Origin of the sequence: Janthinobacterium rivuli (assembly GCF_009208735.1) — a bacterium.
Lineage (GTDB): Bacteria > Pseudomonadota > Gammaproteobacteria > Burkholderiales > Burkholderiaceae_D > Janthinobacterium.
In genome coordinates this window covers 184066-199816 of record NZ_WFLJ01000004.1, presented here as the reverse complement: position 1 = coordinate 199816, position 15751 = coordinate 184066, and the positions used below count along the sequence as shown (strand labels likewise).

13 protein-coding genes are annotated in these 15751 nt (G+C 64.1%); 10 read left to right on the top strand and 3 right to left on the bottom strand.

The features are described from left to right. The 3 genes from GCN78_RS07040 to GCN78_RS07030 all read left to right on the top strand — a co-directional run bounded on the left by GCN78_RS07040 (window position 1) and on the right by GCN78_RS07030 (window position 5283). Entirely contained in the window at window positions 1-2670 is a 2670-nt protein-coding gene (locus tag GCN78_RS07040; RefSeq protein WP_152251058.1) for a nitrate reductase, read from the top strand. A 62-nt stretch (window positions 2671-2732) separates the two neighbouring features. Next, entirely contained in the window at window positions 2733-3263 is a 531-nt protein-coding gene (gene cysC, locus GCN78_RS07035; RefSeq protein WP_152251057.1) for an adenylyl-sulfate kinase, read from the top strand. Between the two features lie 19 nt (window positions 3264-3282). Then, a complete protein-coding gene (locus GCN78_RS07030) occupies window positions 3283-5283 on the top strand; it encodes a diguanylate cyclase domain-containing protein (RefSeq protein WP_193316642.1) in 2001 nt (666 codons plus the stop codon). A gap of 3 nt (window positions 5284-5286) precedes the next feature. Here GCN78_RS07030 and GCN78_RS07025 read toward each other — a convergent pair whose 3' ends face one another. The 3 genes from GCN78_RS07025 to GCN78_RS07015 all read right to left on the bottom strand — a co-directional run bounded on the left by GCN78_RS07025 (window position 5287) and on the right by GCN78_RS07015 (window position 7908). Continuing rightward, complete coding sequence (locus GCN78_RS07025; RefSeq protein WP_152251055.1) at window positions 5287-6204, bottom strand: pyridoxal-phosphate dependent enzyme; 918 nt, start codon at window positions 6202-6204, stop codon at window positions 5287-5289. Window positions 6205-6289: 85 nt separating this feature from the next. After that, window positions 6290-6793 carry a MarR family winged helix-turn-helix transcriptional regulator gene (locus GCN78_RS07020; RefSeq protein WP_152251054.1) on the bottom strand — a complete coding sequence of 168 codons (504 nt, stop codon included), beginning with the start codon at window positions 6791-6793 and terminating at the stop codon, window positions 6290-6292. Window positions 6794-7149: 356 nt separating this feature from the next. After that, complete coding sequence (locus GCN78_RS07015) at window positions 7150-7908, bottom strand: DeoR/GlpR family DNA-binding transcription regulator (protein WP_193316641.1); 759 nt, start codon at window positions 7906-7908, stop codon at window positions 7150-7152. 226 nt (window positions 7909-8134) lie between these two features. Between GCN78_RS07015 and glpD the strand changes: the two genes are divergently transcribed. From glpD to GCN78_RS06980, 7 genes are all read left to right on the top strand, one after another. Continuing rightward, the gene (gene glpD, locus GCN78_RS07010) at window positions 8135-9682 is read left to right on the top strand and encodes a glycerol-3-phosphate dehydrogenase (protein ID WP_193316640.1); all 1548 of its coding nucleotides are present in this window, start codon (window positions 8135-8137) and stop codon (window positions 9680-9682) included. A 74-nt stretch (window positions 9683-9756) separates the two neighbouring features. Further along, window positions 9757-10845 carry an ABC transporter ATP-binding protein gene (locus tag GCN78_RS07005; protein WP_152251052.1) on the top strand — a complete coding sequence of 363 codons (1089 nt, stop codon included), beginning with the start codon at window positions 9757-9759 and terminating at the stop codon, window positions 10843-10845. 1 nt (window position 10846) lies between these two features. After that, the gene (locus GCN78_RS07000; RefSeq protein WP_152251051.1) at window positions 10847-11938 is read left to right on the top strand and encodes an ABC transporter ATP-binding protein; all 1092 of its coding nucleotides are present in this window, start codon (window positions 10847-10849) and stop codon (window positions 11936-11938) included. After that, window positions 11938-12822 (top strand): carbohydrate ABC transporter permease, encoded by an 885-nt coding sequence (locus GCN78_RS06995; RefSeq protein WP_131686321.1) that lies wholly within the window; start codon window positions 11938-11940, stop codon window positions 12820-12822. Before GCN78_RS07000 ends, GCN78_RS06995 begins: the two co-directional genes overlap by 1 nt. Then, a complete protein-coding gene (locus GCN78_RS06990; RefSeq protein ID WP_152251050.1) occupies window positions 12819-13625 on the top strand; it encodes a carbohydrate ABC transporter permease in 807 nt (268 codons plus the stop codon). Before GCN78_RS06995 ends, GCN78_RS06990 begins: the two co-directional genes overlap by 4 nt. A gap of 31 nt (window positions 13626-13656) precedes the next feature. Beyond that, window positions 13657-13932, top strand: coding sequence for a DUF2160 domain-containing protein (locus GCN78_RS06985; RefSeq protein WP_034779613.1), 276 nt, complete (start codon window positions 13657-13659; stop codon window positions 13930-13932). Between the two features lie 72 nt (window positions 13933-14004). After that, window positions 14005-15732, top strand: a complete 1728-nt coding sequence (locus GCN78_RS06980; RefSeq protein ID WP_092794480.1) for an ABC transporter substrate-binding protein — start codon at window positions 14005-14007, stop codon at window positions 15730-15732. The last annotated feature ends 19 nt before the right edge of the window (window positions 15733-15751 follow it).

Genomic DNA, 15751 nt, shown 5'->3' with positions numbered 1-15751 from the left:
ATGACAAGCTGCACGCCCGTAAAAACCACTTGCCCGTACTGCGGCGTCGGCTGCGGCGTGGAAGCGACGCGCCTGCCCGATGGCGCCATCCGCATCGCCGGCGATAGCAGCCATCCGGCCAACCAGGGCCGCCTGTGCGTGAAAGGCTCGGCCCTGGGCGACACCCTGGACCTGGAGAACCGTTTGCTGCAGCCGCAGGTGCGCGTCGACGGCGTCCTGCGGCGCGCTTCCTGGGATGTGGCGCTGGACCGGGTGGCCGGCGGCTTGCGCGCCATCATCGACGAGCACGGCGCCGACGCCGTCGCCCTGTATGTCTCGGGCCAGCTGCTGACGGAAGACTATTATGTGGCCAACAAATTCATGAAGGGCTACGTGGGCAGCGCGAATATCGACACCAATTCGCGCCTGTGCATGTCGTCGGCCGTGGCCGGCCACAAGCGCGCGTTCGGCGAAGATATCGTGCCGGGCTGCTATGAAGACCTGGAACTGGCCGACATGGTGGTGCTGGTGGGCTCGAACACGGCCTGGTGCCACCCGATCCTGTTCCAGCGCATTACACGTATCAAGGAAAGCCGGCCGCACATGAAACTGGTGGTGATCGACCCGCGCCGCACGGCCACCTGCGAGCTGGCCGACCTGCACCTGCCCGTCAAACCGGGCACCGACGTGTGGCTGTTCAACGGCTTGCTGTGTTACCTGGCACGCGAAGGCGTGGTCAATGACGCTTTCGTCACGCAGCACAGTGCGGGACTCGATGAAGCGCTGGCGGCGGCGCACATCGATTGCGGCGACCCCTTGCAGGTGGCGGCCATCTGCAAGGTCGACCCGCAAGCCCTGCTGGCGTTTTACCAGGCGTTTGCCGCCACGCGCAAGGTCGTCACCGCCTTTTCGCAGGGCGTGAACCAGTCATCCTCCGGCACGGACAAGGTCAACAGCATCATCAACTGCCATCTGGCGACGGGGCGCATCGGCCAGCCCGGCATGGGGCCGTTTTCCCTCACGGGCCAGCCGAACGCCATGGGCGGGCGCGAAGTGGGCGGCCTGGCCAACATGCTGGCGGCGCACCTCGACCTCGACAAAGCGGCGCACCGCGAGGCCGTGCAAACGTTCTGGGATGCGCCGCGCATGGCCAGCAAACCTGGCCTGAAGGCGGTGGACCTGTTTCACGCCATCGAGGCGGGCAAGGTGAAAGCCGTGTGGATCATCGCCACCAATCCGCTGGTGAGCATGCCGGACGCCGACCAGGTGCGCCGCGCGCTCGAAAAATGCGAGCTGGTGGTGGTGTCGGACATCAGTACGCGGTCGGACACGAACGCGCATGCCGACGTGCTGCTGCCGGCCCTGGGCTGGGGCGAAAAGGATGGCACGGTGACGAACTCGGAGCGGCGCATCTCGCGCCAGCGCGCGTTCTTGCCGGCGCCCGGGGAAGCGCGCGCCGACTGGGAGGTGCTGTGCGACGTGGCGCGGCGCATGGGCCATGCCGGCTTCGATTTTACTTCGCCGCAGGCCATCTTCGACGAACACGCGCGCCTGTCCGCCTTCCGTAACGAAGGGATCACCCAGCGCCTGTTCAAGCTGGGCCACCTGGCGGGCATGGATGCGGCGCAGTACGACGCGCTGGCGCCGCAGCAGTGGCCGCAGGGTCAGGCGAGGCTGTTCGGCGACGGCCGCTTCGCGCATGCGGATGGTCGCGCGCGTTTCATTCCCACGGCGCCGCGCGCGCCGCGCAACCGGCCCGACGAAGACTATCCGCTGATCCTGAACACGGGCCGGGTGCGCGACCAGTGGCACACGATGACGCGCACGGGCAAGGCGGCGAAGCTGTCGGGCCACGTCGCTGAAGCGTTCATCGACATCCACCCGCAGGACGCGCTGCTGTACAGCGTGCGCGAAGGCGAGCTGGCGCGCGTCTCCAGCGCCTGGGGCGCGATGGTGGCGCGCGTCGTGCATGGCGGCGGCATCGCGCGCGGCCAGATCTTCGTGCCGATCCACTGGAGCGACGCGAACGCCTCCGACGCGCGCGTGGGCGCCGTCGTCAATCCGGCCGTCGACCCCGTCTCGGGCGAGCCCGAATTCAAGCACACACCCGTGCGCATCGAGCAGTTCCGCGTGCACTGGCATGCGTTTGTCCTGAGCCGCACGCCCTTGCAGCTGGACGGCGTGGCGCACTGGACGCGCATCCAGGGCGAGCAGTTCCTGCGCTATGAACTGGCGGGCCGCCAGCGCATCGAGGATTTCGGCGCCTGGGCGCGCGCGCTGCTAGGTGTCACGGATGACGACGCCGACTGGCTCGATTATGCGGACGCCAGCGCCGGCGTGTACCGCGCTGTGCACCTGGACGAGGGGCGCATCGCGCAATGCGTGTATGTCTCGCCGCGGCCCGACCTGCCGTCGCGCAGCTGGCTGGCCGGCCTGTTCGAGCACGCCCAGCTCGATGCGGCCGACCGCGCCGGCGTGCTGCTGGGCCAGCCCATCGGCAAGGGCATGGACGCCGGTCCCACCGTGTGCTCATGCTTTGGCGTGGGGCGCAACACCATTTGCGCGGCCATCCGCGAGCAGGGCTTGAGCACCACGGCGCAGGTAACGGCCTGCGTCAAGGCGGGCGGCAATTGCGGCTCCTGCGTACCGGAGATACGACAGTTGCTGCTTGAGGCGCGCAGCGCGGCCTGAAAATCTGTCCTTTCCCGCGCGGCTTTGTTATATTGCCGGCTCTATAACAGAGAGGAAGTGTGATGATAGAAGTGCAACACCCGACGGTCTGGCTGACGGGCTTGAGCGGCGCCGGCAAGACCAGTATCGCCTTGTCACTGGTGCAGGCGCTGAAGGCGCAGGGCCGCGCCGTGGCGATGCTCGACGGCGACCAGCTGCGCCATGGCTTGAACCGCGATCTGGGGTTTACGCCCGAAGACCGGCATGAAAACATCCGCCGCGTGGCCGAAGTGGCGCGCCTGATGAATGGTGCGGGCTTGACCGTCATCGCCGCCTTCATTTCCCCCAGCCGTGCCGACCGGGCCATGGCCGCCGCCATCATCGGCACGGCGCATTTCATCGAAGTCCATGTCAGCACCCCGCTGGCCGTGTGCGAGGCGCGCGACGTCAAGGGCCTGTATGAAAAGGCGCGTGCCGGGCATCTGGCGCAATTCACGGGCGTTTCCGCGCCGTATGAGGCGCCGCTGGCGGCCGCGCTGACCCTCGATACGGGCGCCCTGACGCTGGAAGAATCGGTCGAGCGCCTGTGCCGACATTTGCAGCAGCGGCAGTGACGGTGTGGAGGCGATGCGTATGACCTTGCGTCAGTGGCTGCGCCGGCGCTTGCCCGCCAGCCTGAAGGCGCGCATGAGCGTGGTCGTCTTCTTGCTCGTGCTGGGCGCGGTCGCCTCGCTGGCGCTGGCCACCCTGGCCGTGGCCGAGCGCGGCATGCGCGACGTGACGGGGCGCCAGCAGTACGTATCGCTGGCCAGCGCCGCCGTCTTCATCGATGAAGAACTCGACGCGAAGCGCAATGTGCTGCGCGCGATGGCGGACAGCCTGGCGGCAAGCGGCACGCACGACGAGGCCAGCCTGCAGCGCTTCCTGGCCGCGCAAACGGTGCTGGGCAAGGAGTTTTATTCGGCCGGCGTGGTGGGCGCCGACGGCCGGCTCCTGGCCAGCGTGAGTCCCTTCAAGCCGCAGGCGGGGCTGAACGTCAGGGGCCGGCCCTACTTTGAACAGACGCTGAAGACCCGCCGTTCGGTGATTTCCGCGCCGCTCAACGGCAGCATTTCCGGCATGCCCATCGTCGTGGTGACGCAGCCCGTGTTCGACGCGCACGGCGGCGTGCGCTATGTGCTGGCGGCCAGCGTGAACCTGCGCCAGCCCGATTTCCTGGGCCGTCTCGGCGCGCTCAAGCCGGGCCCGGGCGGCTACCTGTACATCATGACCAGCGCAGGCGTGATCGTCGAGCATCCCGACAAGTCGCGCATCATGCAGCATATCGAAGCCCATGGTCCCCTCAGCGTGCCCACGCGGCGCGCCATGCAGGGTTTCGAGGGCTGGCTGACGGGCACCACCACGCATGGCGTCGATGCCCTGTTCGCCTACCACCGCATCGCTTCGACGGGCTGGATACTGGCGTCCGTGTATCCGATCAACGACGCGTTCGCGCCGTTGCACGCCATCCGCAGCAAGATCCTGCTGGCCGCCGTGCTGCTGGCGGCGCTGGCGGGCCTGGCCGGCTGGCGCGTGGTGCTGCGCCTGTTGCAGCCTTTGGAGCGCTTGCGCCGCCAGGTGCACCAGATCCGCCGCCAGCGCCTGGGCATCGAGGCGCTGCAAATCGAGCGGCGCGACGAGATCGGCGACTTGAGCCGCGATTTCTATTCGCTCGTGGCCGAGCGCGAGATCGCCGAGGCGCAGACGCGCGACAGCGAGCGGCGCTTGAAGCTGCTGACGGACCATGTGCCCGTGGTGATCGTCTACATCGACCGCGAGCACCGCTACCAGTTCATCAACGCCACGTTTGAAAAATGGTTCGGCAGGTCGCAGCAGGAAAGCTTGATGCAGTCGATCCGCGAGGTACTGGGCGAGGAAGCCTACCAGCTGCGCGAGGAGTACCTGCGGCGCGCCTTCTCGGGCGAAGAGGTCGAATATGAATTTACCATCGGCGGCGAGGGCGATGCCGGCCTGCGCGCCTTCCAGACCAGCTACGTGCCCGACGTGGGCGAGAGCGGCGCGGTGGAAGGCGTGTATGGCCTGATCCACGAAATCACCAAGACCAAGGCCGTGCACACGGCGCTGCAGTTTGCCGCCGCCACCGACACCCTGACGGGCATCGCCAACCGTCGCCGCTTCGACGAGCAATTGGCGCAAAGCATGCAGCGCACGCGGGCAGCGCGCGCGCCGATGGCGCTGGCGTATCTCGATATCGACCGGTTCAAGGCCATCAACGACAGCCTGGGACACAAGGCGGGCGACGAGGTGCTGAAGGAATTCGCCGCGCGCCTGGTGCGCAGCGTGCGCGCCAGCGATTTGGTGGCGCGCCTGGCCGGCGATGAATTCGTGATCATTCTCGAAGGCGTGAACGGCGCGGCCGAAGTGCGCCACGTCGGCGCCAAGATCATCGATGCCATCCGCCAGCCCTTTGAGCTGGCCGGCGGCCCGCTGCCGGTGACGACCAGCATCGGCATCGCCATCTTCCGCGAAGGCGCGCTGACGCCGACGCAGTTGCTGGACCTGGCCGACCAGGCCCTGTATGCCGCCAAGGGGCAGGGCCGCGACGGCGTGGCCCTGCTCGAGGCGGCGCCGTAGGTGTTACAGGGTGGCGCTCCAGTGGTCGAGCTGCTGCGTGGTGGCCGTCACGCCGCCGCAGACGATGACGAGCACCTTGCGGTAGGGCGCCAGTTCCGGCACCTTGCCGTAGACGGCAGCCAGCGCCGCGCCGCAGGCCGGCTCCACCACCAGGCGCTGGTCGGTGATAAACCGCTGGCAGGCGTCGACGGCCGCCCGGTCCGAGACCACCACGCTGTGCAGCAAACGCGTCTGGCTGATGGCGAACGCCTGCGCGCACACCTGGCGCGCGGCCAGCGAGGTGGCGATGCTGGTCACGGCCGGCAGGGCCACGTGTTCGCGTGCGGCCACGGCGGCCGCCAGCGAGGCGGCGCCTTGCGTTTCCACGGCCACCAGGGCCACGTCATCCCAACCGTTGCGCTGCAAGCCTTCGGCCACGCCGGCCAGCAGGCCGCCGCCGCCCACCGACAGCACGACGGCGTCCGGTTTCAGGCCCGCGCGGGCCACTTCATCGATCATGCCGGCGTGGCCTTGCCACAGCAGCGGGTCGTCGAACGGATGCAAAAAGGCGTCTTGCGGCGTGAGCATCGACTGCGCCAGCGCGTTCGCTTCCTGCCAGGCGGCGCCATGCACGATGACTTCGGCGCCTTCCTGCGCGATCAGGGCCTTGGCCCGCGCGCTGGTCGTTTCCGGCACGACGACGATGACGGGAATGCCCAGCTGGCGTCCCGCATAGGCAACGGCGATGCCGGCGTTGCCGCCGGAAGAGGAGATGAAACGGCTGGCGCCGCGCCGCGCGTATTCTTCGCAGGCGAGGCCGATGCCGCGGATCTTGAATGAGCCGGGCGGCTGCAAGGCTTCGAGCTTGAGCCAGATGGCGCGTTCGCTGTGCAGGCTCAGGGCGCGCGAGTTGAGCAAGGGAGTTTCGATGTGCAGGGCCATGCGTGTTCCTGGTAAACAGTCAGGCCAGCATCATAGCCGAAGCGCCCGCGCCAGCGTGTCACCCTTGCCGGATGGGTTACTACTGCTAGTTCAGCGGGGCGCTCTTGAGCTGATGCGTGCGCGCCACTTCCTTCATCGCTTCGAGCAGGTCGTCGCGCAGCTGGCGCGGCAGCTGGCCGAAGAATTCCTCGTCGTTCTGGTCGGCCATCTCGGCCAGCACGGGCACCAGCGCCTCGCCTTCCGTGGTCAGTTCGATCGAATGCTGGCGGCGGTCGGCCAGCAGGATCGACTTGCTGACCAAGCCCTTGCTTTCCAGGCGGTCGATCAGTTTCGATACGGCGCCCTTGCTCATGCCCGACACTTGCGCCAGCACCGTGGGCGAGGTGCAGCCCAGGCGGAACATTTCGCGCAGCACCACCCATTCGGAGACCGTCACGCCATTGGCTTCGGCCTTTTTCTGGAAACCGTGGGAAACATGGTTGGACACGAAACGCAGCCAGTAACCGAGATGGGCTTCCAGTTCGCTGACGGGGACGCTGTTCGGAGGGGCGGCTTGCGGCAGGGCGGCCGTTTCAAAATTGTGGCTCATTTCTCTTCCTTCACTGGGCGGCGTTGCCGGCATGGTTAAGGCCTTCACGCTTGCTGTCGAGTGGTTTGTTTGGGAACAATCGTCGTGCTTGAGGTATTTTTAACACTGTTTTCACAGGAAATCACTTACCGGCAACGAGTTTTTCCTTTTTCCTTGCTCTGGATATATAAAAAAGCAATATCAAGCAAATAATCGTATTGCTAGAGAGGAAGATTAAAAAAATAACTCATGTTGCCTCAATGGTAACAGCATTTTTGCCGAATTGATAAATATTTCATATCATTCTGTATGCTGGCCCACACAAGACGTATTGCCCACGCGACAGTGCGTGGTTTTGATGAAGAAATATGGTCCGCTCAGGCCAGCACCACCTTCACGCCCGCTTCGCGCAATACTTCGGCAAAGCGGGGCGGCGGCGGCGCATCCGTAAACAAGATGTCCACTTGCGCCAGGTCGGCCAGGCGCACCAGCGCCTTGCGGCCGAATTTATGCTGGTCGGCCACCAGCCATACTTCGCGCGATTGCTCGATGATGGCTTGCGCCACCTTCACTTCGCGCGCGTCGAAGTCGCGCAGGCTGCCATCCTCGTCGATGCTGGAAATGCCGATGATGCCGATGTCGACCTTGAACTGGCGGATGAAGTCGATGGTGGCTTCGCCCACGATGCCGCGGTCGCGCCCGCGCACCACGCCGCCGGCCACGATGACTTCGCAGGCCGCGTTGTCGGCCAGGATGGCGGCCACGTTCAGGTTGTTCGTCACCACGTGCAAGCCCGTGTGCCGGCCCAGCGCGCGCGCCACTTCCTCGGTCGTCGTGCCGATATTGATCAATAACGAACAGCCGTGCGGCACCTGCGCGGCGACGGCGGCCGCGATGCGCCGCTTGGCGTCGCTGTTGAACACCTGCCGCTGGCTGTAATCGATGTTTTCCACGGACGAGGGCAAGCCGACCCCGCCGTGATAGCGGGCCAGCAGGCGCGCTTCTTCCATCTGCTTGACGTCGCGGCGCACGGTTTGCGGCGTCACGTCCAGCTGCTGGGCCAGCTCCTCGACGGACATGGTGACCTTCTGGCGCACCACTTCGAGCAGGCGGCGCTGGCGGGGATTCAAAATCATGGCTTTGTCTCTTTAAAAATCACAAACGAACAAAAACGAACAAATAACACTGAAAATATGTTGCTATCGATTCGCAATCTGGCGTATCTTATCCATATTGCATTCGAAATGCATCTGTATTGATCTTAACGACAGTCGCCGGCGATGCCTAGTCTTTCCTCGCCGGCCTTTCCCCGACAGACACGGAGTCCCGATGGCCGCAGCACAGCAAGGTGTGGAGACAACGATGGCATGCGACGTGCTGGTGGTCGGCGGCGGCATCAATGGCGCCGGCATCGCGCGCGACGCGGCGGGACGTGGCTTGTCGGTGCTGCTGTGCGAAAAGGACGACCTGGCCGCGCATACCTCGTCCGCATCGACCAAGCTGATACACGGCGGCCTGCGCTACCTCGAATACTATGAGTTCGGCCTCGTGCGCAAGGCGCTGATCGAGCGCGAAGTGTTGCTGCGCTCGGCGCCGCACATCATGTGGCCGCTGCGCTTCGTCATGCCGCACGCCAAGGGCCAGCGTCCGGCCTGGCTGATACGCGCCGGTCTGTTCCTCTACGACATGCTGGCGAAGCGGGAAATCCTGCCTGCCTCCAGCGGCATCGACTTGACGCGCCACGTGGCCGGCACACCGTTGAAACCCGAGTTCAAGCGGGGCTTCGTATATTCCGACGGCTGGGTCGACGATGCGCGCCTGGTGGTACTGAACGCCATCGACGCGGCGGAGAAGGGCGCGACCATCCTGACGCAGACGCGCTGCACGGCCTTGCGGCGCGACGGCAATGGCTGGCAGGCTACTCTGCTGCAAGGCGACGGGCGCGAGCTGTCCGTGCGCGCGCGCAGCGTCGTCAATGCGGCCGGGCCGTGGACGGCCGAGTTCCTGCAGCAAGCGGCGCCCGGCGAACAGGGCCGCCATTTGCGCCTGATCAAGGGCAGCCATATCGTCGTCAAGCGCCTGTTTGCGCATGATCATGCCTACATCTTCCAGCATCCTGACGGGCGCATCGTGTTTGCCATTCCGTATGAGCACGATTTCACCCTGATCGGCACCACCGATCTCGACTATCACGGTGACACTGGCAAGGTGGAAATCGATGACGAGGAAATTCGTTACTTGTGCGAGCTTTCCAGTTACTATTTCAGCAAGCCAATCCTGCCGGCCGACGTGGTCTGGACGTATGCGGGCGTGCGTCCGCTGGTGGAGGACGCGGCGGCCGACGCCAAGGCCGTGACGCGCGATTACCGCTTCGAACTGGACCAGGAAGGTGCGCCGCTGCTCAGTGTTTTCGGCGGCAAGATCACCACCTTCCGCAAGCTGGCCGAGGAGGCGATGGACATGCTGGCGCCCTTGCTGGGCAATACGCTGCCGGCCTGGACAGCCAGCGCCTGCCTGCCCGGCGGCGACGTGTTCGGCAGCACGCCGCAGAACCGCTCTGTGCGCGAGTTCGGCCAGTTCGTGCAAGGCTTGCAGCGCGAGTATGCGTGGCTGCCGGAGGCGCTGGTGGCGCGCTATGCGCGCGCCTACGGCACGCGCATCCACCAGCTGCTCGACGGCAGGGCGGATGTGGCGGCCATGGGCGAGGAAATCGCCGCCGGCCTGTACGCGACGGAAGTCGATTATGTGCGGCGCCATGAATGGGCCGTCAGCGCGGCCGACATCCTGTGGCGGCGCTCGAAGCTGGGCCTGCATCTGTCGCGCGAAACGGCGGACACGCTCGACGCCTGGCTGTTGCAGCACCCTTTGTCTAAGCAGCACCCTTTGTCTAAGCAGCACCCTTTGCCGTAAGCAGCACACGTAAGCGACCGCGCCCCGTAGAGGGTGCGGCGAAGAATAAGAAACCATCACTGGAGGAGAAGCGCGTGCAACTGGTACTGGACAAGATCAGCAGGAAGCAGGGGGCTGACGACTTTTTATATCCGATGTCGCTGGCATTGGTGCCGGGCGCCATCAACGTCTTGCTGGGCACCACGCGTGCCGGCAAGACGACCCTGATGCGCGTGATGGCGGGCCTGGACAAGCCCAGCGGGGGCACCGTCACGGCCGATGGCGTGGACGTGACGGGCGTGCCCGTCAGCAAACGCAACCTGGCCATGGTGTACCAGCAATTCATCAATTATCCGGCCTTCACCGTCTACGACAATATCGCCTCACCCTTGCGCTTGCGCAAGGTGCCCGAGGAGCAGATCCGCGCGAAAGTGCTGGCGCTGGCCGAGCGCCTGCACATCACGCCGTATCTGCAGCGCACGCCGGGCGAACTGTCGGGCGGCCAGCAGCAGCGCACGGCGCTGGGACGGGCGCTGATCAAGGATGCATCCCTGCTGCTGCTCGACGAACCGCTCGTCAACCTCGACTACAAACTGCGCGAGGAATTGCGCCGCGAATTGACGGAACTGTTTTCCAGCGGCAGCACGACGGTCGTGTATGCGACGACGGAACCGCTGGAAGCGCTGCAGCTGGGCGGCCACGTGGCCGTGCTGCACGAGGGACGCCTGCTGCAGCAGGGGCCGACCCTGGACGTCTTCAATGCGCCCAATTCCATCGACGTGGCGCGCACCTTCAGCGATCCGCCCATCAACCTGATCCCCGCGCGCGTGGATGCGCAGGGCGTGGCGCAGGCGGCCGACGGCCTGGCCATCCACCTGAGCGGCGCACAGCGCGCCCGCCTGGGCGACAGCACGGAGGTGATCCTCGGCGTGCGCGCGCACAGCTTGCATTTGTCTCCCCAGTCCGATGGCGACGTGCCCATCGCAGCTACGGTCGATCTGGCGGAAATCAGCGGCTCGGAAACCTATGTGCATGCGCGCCGCGGCGAGCTGGCCCTGGTGGCGCAGCTGGGCGGCGTGCACAACCTGGAGATCGGCAGCCCCTGCACCGTGTATTGCCAGCCGCATGCCTTGCTGATCTTCGCGCAGGATGGCGGGCTGCTGTTTGCGCCAGGAGGAGCTTGACATGGCGCGCATCGAACTGGTGGACCTGGCCCACGCCTACAAACCGAACCCCACGGCGCCAAGCGACTACGCGCTGCGGCCCATGAGCATGGAATGGCATGACGGCGGCGCGTATGCCTTGCTGGGGCCATCCGGCTGCGGCAAGACGACCTTGCTCAACATTATTTCCGGTCTGGTGAAACCGTCGCACGGCAAGGTGCTGTTCGACGGCAAGGACGTCACGCAACTGCCGACCGAGGCGAGAAATATCGCGCAAGTGTTCCAGTTTCCCGTCATCTACGACACCATGACCGTGCACGACAACCTGGCCTTTCCGCTGCGTAATCGCGGCTGGAAAGAGACGGAAGTCAAAAAGCGCGTGCAGCAGGTGGCGCAGATGCTGGAATTGACGGACGACTTGAAGTTGCGCGCCAGCGGCTTGTCCGTGGACGCCAAGCAAAAGATTTCGCTGGGCCGCGGTCTCGTGCGTCCCGACGTGGCGGCCGTGCTGTTCGACGAACCGCTGACGGTGATCGACCCCCATCTGAAATGGCTGTTGCGCAGAAAGTTGAAGGAAATCCACCACGAACTGAAATTGTCATTGATCTACGTCACGCACGATCAGGTGGAAGCCTTGACCTTTGCCGACCAGGTGGTCGTCATGACGCAGGGCGAAGTGGTGCAGACGGGCAGCGCGCAAGCGCTGTTCGAGGAGCCCGAGCACACCTTCGTCGGCTATTTCATCGGGAACCCGGGCATGAACTTGCTCGATTGCACCCTGGACGATGGCGGCTTGCGCGTGGCGGGGCAGGTGCTGGCCGTGTCCGCCGCCGCCCGCGCGGCGCTCTCCGGCGCGCAAGGCAAGATCACGCTGGGCGTGCGGCCGGAGTTCGTCGAATGCCGGCAGGCGGGTGAGGGGGATGATCATTGCCTGGAGGCCACGGTGACGGCCGTGCGCAACATGGGCACGCATTACCTGGCGGAATTCCAGCTGGGCGGCGCGACGGTGGCGGCCAAGCTGCGCGCCATCGATGCCGTCGCCGGCGATGCTGTGCGGCTGCGCTTTCCGCCGCAACGCACCTTGTTCTATGTCAACGATAAGCGGGTGGCCTGATGATACATAACGGTAAAACCGATAACAACCGCCGCGCCTGGCTGTTGATCCTGCCCGTGCTGCTGTGCGTGGCCTTTTCCGCCATCCTGCCCCTGATGACGGTGGTGAATTATTCCGTGCAGGATATTCTGAGCCCCACGCAAAAGGTGTTCGTGGGTACGGAATGGTTCCGCATGGTCATGCTCGACGGCGACTTGCACAGCGCCTTGCTGCGCCAGCTGCTGTTTTCCGGCTCCGTGCTGGCGATCCAGATTCCGCTGGGCATCTTGATTGCCCTGTGCATGCCGGCCGATGGCTGGAAGGCGTCGCTGGCGCTGGTGCTCATCGCGCTGCCCTTGCTGATTCCCTGGAACGTGGTGGGTACCATCTGGCAAATCTTCGGCCGCGGCGACATTGGCCTGATGGGCTACAGCCTGAACCAGCTGGGCTTAGCCTACAATTACAACGGCAATTCGCTCGACGCCTGGCTGACGGTGATGGTGATGGATATCTGGCACTGGACGCCCCTGGTGGTGCTGCTGTGCTATGCGGGCTTGCGCGCCATTCCCGACGCGTATTACCAGGCGGCGCGCATCGACGGCGCCTCGCGCCTGGCCGTGTTCCGCTACATCCAGCTGCCGAAACTGCGCAATGTGCTGATGATCGCCGTCTTGCTGCGCTTCATGGACAGTTTCATGATCTACACGGAACCGTTCGTGCTGACGGGCGGCGGACCCGGCAATGCGACCACCTTTTTGTCGCAATACCTGACGCAAAAGGCCGTGGGCCAGTTCGACCTGGGGCCGGCCTCGGCGTTTTCATTGATTTACTTCCTGATCATCCTGCTGTTCTGCTTTGTGCTGTACACGTGGATGCAGCGCGTCGGCACGGGAGACCAGAAATGATGCGCAAGAAAATGAGCAGCGCCATCCTGATCGTCTTCCTGCTGGGCTCCTTGCTGCCCATCTACTGGATGCTCAACATGTCGCTCAAGACCAACGAGGAAATCGTGGGCGTGCTGAGCCTGTGGCCCCAGCAACTGACGTTCGCCAACTACCACACGATCTTCACGGACCGGTCCTGGTACAGCGGCTACATCAATTCCATGATTTACGTGGCCTTGAACATGGTGATGTCGGTCACGGTCGCCTTGCCGGCCGCGTATGCCTTTTCGCGCTACAACTTCGTGGGCGACAAGCATCTGTTCTTCTGGCTGCTGACCAACCGCATGACGCCGCCCGCCGTCTTCCTCGTCCCGTTCTTCCAGCTGTATTCGACGGTGGGCCTGATGGATACGCATTTGGCCGTGGCGCTGGCGCACATGGTCTTTAACGTGCCGCTGGCCGTGTGGATACTGGAAGGGTTCATGTCCGGCGTGCCGAAGGAAATCGACGAGACGGCGTATATCGACGGCTACAGCTTCCCGCGCTTCTTCATCCGCATCTTCTTGCCGATGATTAAGTCCGGCGTGGGCGTGACGGCGTTCTTCTGCTTCATGTTCAGCTGGGTGGAACTGCTGCTGGCGCGCACCTTGACGTCCGTCAATGCCAAGCCGATCGCCGCCACCATGACGCGCACCGTGTCGGCGGCCGGCATGGACTGGGGCGTGCTGGCGGCGGCCGGCGTGCTGACCATCGTGCCCGGCGCGTTGGTGATCTGGTTCGTGCGGCATTACATTGCCAAGGGTTTCGCGATGGGGAGGGTGTGACGTGGAAAATACTAGCGATAGCACTGCCAGCCTGTTCGGCTGGATGGCCTGGACGCCGGAAGTGGCCATCTTCTTCATATGCATCGGCTTGATGCTCGCGGGCATGACGGTGTGGCAAATCCGTTCGCCCAGCATCGAGCGCAAGGGCTTCCTGCCCATGCCGACCACGCGCGGCGACCGTTTGTTCATCGGGCTGTTGACGGCTGCGTACGTGAATCTGGCGTGGGCGGGGTTCACGGAAATGCAACAGGCGATAGGCGCGGCCATCAGTTTTGTACTTTTATTAGTGGTAATGCGTTGGGGATGACCGGCTTGCCGGTGTTGATGGAGGCCGGACCGCCAGCAGGCGGCCGGTAAAAACTATAAAAGGAGATTCACGATGAAATTGAAGTTCACGGTCTTCGCGGCTGCGGCCATGCTCGTGTCGAATGCGGCCCTGGCCGACGCCAAGCAGGCGCAAACCTGGATCGACAAGGAATTCCAGCCATCCAGCCTGAGCAAGCAGCAACAGCTTGCTGAAATGAAATGGTTCATCGATGCTGCGGCCAAGTTGAAAGCCAAGGGCATCAAGGAAATTTCCGTGGTTTCGGAAACCATCGACACCCACGTCTACGAATCGAAAACCCTGGCCAAGGCTTTCGAGGAAATCACGGGCATCAAGGTGCGCCACGACATCATCCAGGAAGGCGACGTGGTGGAGAAGCTGCAAACCTCGATGCAGTCCGGCAAGAGCATCTATGACGGCTGGATTTCCGATTCCGACCTGATCGGCACCCATTACCGCTATGGCGCCGTCGAGCCGCTGTCCGACTACATGGCCGCCAAGGGCAAGGAATTTACCAATCCCGGCCTGGACTTGAAAGATTTCATCGGCATCAGCTTTACCACGGCGCCGGACGGCAAGGTGTATCAATTGCCCGACCAGCAATTTGCCAACCTGTACTGGTTCCGCGCCGACTGGTTCGCGCGCAAGGATTTGCAAGCCAAGTTCAAGGCCAAGTATGGCTATGAGCTGGGCGTGCCGCAGAACTGGTCCGCGTATGAAGACATCGCCGACTTTTTCACCAACGACGTGAAGGAACTGGACGGCAAGAAAGTCTATGGCCACATGGATTACGGCAAGAAAGATCCATCGCTGGGCTGGCGCTTCACCGATGCCTGGCTGTCGATGGCTGGCGCCGCCGACAAGGGCATTCCGAACGGCATGCCGGTCGACGAGTGGGGCATCAAGGTGGCGGCCGACAAGTGCACGCCCGTGGGCGCCTCGATGTCGCGCGGCGGCGCCACCAATTCGCCGGCCGCCGTCTTTGCGCTGACGAAATATATCGACTGGATGAAGAAATATGCGCCGCCGCAGGCGAACGGCATGAATTTCTCGGAATCGGGCCCCGTGCCGGCGCAGGGTGAAATCGCCCAGCAAATCTTCTGGTACACGGCATTTACAGCGGGCATGACGAAACCGGGCTTGCCAGTGGTCAATAAGGATGGCACGCCGAAATGGCGCATGGCGCCGTCGCCGCACGGCCCGTACTGGAAAGAGGGCATGCAGAACGGCTACCAGGACGTCGGTTCCTGGTTCCTGTTCAAGTCCACGCCGGACGACCGCAAGGCCGCCGCCTGGCTGTACGCGCAGTTCGTCACGTCGAAAACCGTGTCGCTGAAGAAATCCATCGTCGGCCTGACCTTCATCCGCGATTCCGACATCCGCCACGATTATTTTACGAAGCATGCGAACGAGTACGGCGGCTTGATCGAGTTTTACCGCAGCCCCGCCCGCGTGGCGTGGACGCCGACCGGCAACAACGTGCCCGACTATCCGAAGCTGGCGCAGCTGTGGTGGAAGAACGTGGCCACGGCCATCACGGCGGAAAAAACGCCGCAAGCCGCCATGGATAACCTGGCCGAGGAAATGGACCAGGTCATGGCGCGCCTGCAGCGGGCCGGCATGAAGGCGTGCGCGCCGAAGCTCAATCCGAAAGGCGATCCGAACCAGTATCTGTCGGATCAGCATGCGCCATGGAAAAAGCTGGCGAATGAAAAGCCGAAGGGGGAAACGATTGCCTACGATAAATTATTGCAGGCTTGGAAAGAAGGCAAGGTCAGGTAGTCGTGTAAACTTCTGCCGC